The organism is Streptomyces sp. NPDC046197, assembly GCF_040646295.1.
Classification (GTDB): domain Bacteria; phylum Actinomycetota; class Actinomycetes; order Streptomycetales; family Streptomycetaceae; genus Streptomyces.
Window position 1 is genome coordinate 1 of sequence record NZ_JBEYZY010000097.1, and the last position, 2,068, is coordinate 2,068.

Annotated in this window: 1 protein-coding gene and 1 pseudogene; both read right to left on the reverse strand. The window is 66.3% G+C overall.

The window, feature by feature from the left end; all coding sequences use genetic code 11:
- Positions 1-1,174: 1,174 nt before the first annotated feature.
- Positions 1,175-1,528 carry a hypothetical protein gene (locus tag AB0A61_RS41020; RefSeq protein ID WP_361304717.1) on the reverse strand — a complete coding sequence of 118 codons (354 nt, stop codon included), beginning with the start codon at positions 1,526-1,528 and terminating at the stop codon, positions 1,175-1,177.
- Between the two features lie 456 nt (positions 1,529-1,984).
- Positions 1,985-2,068, reverse strand: a pseudogene (locus AB0A61_RS41025) (transposase); the annotation flags it as partial.

Here is a 2,068-nt window from a genome sequence, read left to right on the forward strand (position 1 = left end):
GCACCTGACCAGTACGAACACCTCACAGGCAGAACTCCTACAGACTGCTTGACGATCTATAGGAGCTTCCTGGACGCCATGGGCCGCGTCTGCTCGGCTCTGCCTGGGTCGATGGCGGACGGGATGGGAGCTCCCCGCGCACGCCACTACGGACCCGCGGTCGGAAACGGCGCTCCCTCCATCCCGGTGCCGGCCGATCCCCCGCCGGAGGCATTGCCTGGACCGCGGGCCGCTCTCTGCGGTGATCGGCTCATGGCCTCCGGCCCTATTCAGGTGTGGGCGCGCGTCGGCGCAGCGCGGGCGGAGCGGGCCGGAGGCAGGAGCGTCGCCCGCAGCGGAGCCGGAAAGCGCGCCCGGCGGAGCGGAGCGCAGCCGGGGCTTGAAAACCCAGTAGAGGAAGTTGTGACTCAGCCGAGGCTGGGGACCTTACAGATCTCATCGAGCCGGCCCATGCCCTCGCACACCTACGAGCCCTCTCCCATCAGGAAAAGAGGCTGGGGCCGAGCAGTCACGCAAGCTTGGGCAGGCCCCTCAGACCCACTCCACCACGGAAACGATGTACGGGGTACTTCCCGGGCCCGGCAACGGCGTCCGAGAGGGCGTCGGGGGCGACAACGGGCGGGGGACCGAAGCGCCGACCGCAGCCAGCGCAGCCGCCACTTCCTCCTCGCTCACCCCCGTCAGCGCCTCCATCACCCGATCGAGTGCCTCGCTCACCTCAGTGCTCGTGACCACTCGAAGCGGGCGCCTGACCAGCGTTCTTGACCGTCAGCGGCAGCAACTTCTTGCCGGTCGGACCTACTTGTACCCAAGCATCCATCTGCGGGCAGGGAGCCACTCATATTCATCTCAAGGCGCCGAAAGCAGCTACGCGCACGAGACTGCTGCCGACTACCGCTTTAGGAGCGAGGTTGGGCAACTCGGCGGCTGACCTGCGTTAAGCGGGTTCTGGCGGACGTGGGTTCTGTGCACGGCCAGCGCCCGCAGCTCCCCGTGGCTCCCCGCTCGATCTGGCACGGTTGTGGCACGGGGAACATCTGATCCGTGGTTCCATACGGATCGGCCGGTGACGGTCATACCGGTCGGGCGACGGCCGTACGAGGACGCTGCCGGACGGGGCCGGTTGCTGAGGTTGCGTACTTCGCTGCTGTATCGCAGTCGGTCGGGTGGATCCCTAAGAGGAGCCTGGTGGGGCACCGCCGTCGTGGCTGTCGCATTGTGCCGCGCCACCGGAGGAAGCGACGCCCGACCGGGAGGCGAAGAACAACGTGATGGCAGCCGTGATGGCCAACGCGAGGTTGAGCGCGTCAGCGAGTTCGACAACCAGCCAGGGCGCGTGCAACAGGCGGGGCACCTGGCCGTCGATCAGCACCACGCCCATTAGGAGGGGAGGCCAGAAGAAACGTATGCCCTGGCCGGGACTCTGTCCCTTCGAAACCATGGTGCGTTTCCACCGGCGGGCGCCGAGACTTCCAAGAACGATCAGACACCCCATCGCGACTAGGGACCAGTCCATGAACGGCAACATCACGCCTCCTTGGCCGGCCGGGATCTTCCTCTTGAAACAGGCCGCATGCAAGGGTGTTCTCCAAGCTATCGCGCCGTTGCACACCCACCGCTACCCACCGCCCTCCGCAGCGCGTCGCTCCAGGCGGATCAGGCGTCACCCCTGGAGCGCTGACACTGGAAGCAGATTTTGAGATCCGGCCTCATCCTTGCCAGGTCGATCACTGGGGTCTGTCAACGTCGACCGACCGCGCCTGCGCCTCGGTCGATCGTTCACTGAGATCCGGCGCCGAGCCCTGCTGTTCGTGCTTGTTGGTGTCAGCCGCTGATGTCAGCCGTCACACGCGGTTTTTGCAGAGGGCGACGCCGTTGAGCGATTGGGGCTGGCTCCGGTGTGGCGGAGGATGGTGCTCATGTGCGCTCTTTTCGAACCCCCCGAGCCTCGCCGCGTCTCGCCGGGCGAGTACCTAGTGCCGCATCAGGCAACGTTCGCCTTCTTCACGACCTCGCGGAGGCGTTCGTCGGCGGCGTGTTTGTTCCGCCAGATGATGTAGCGGCGGAT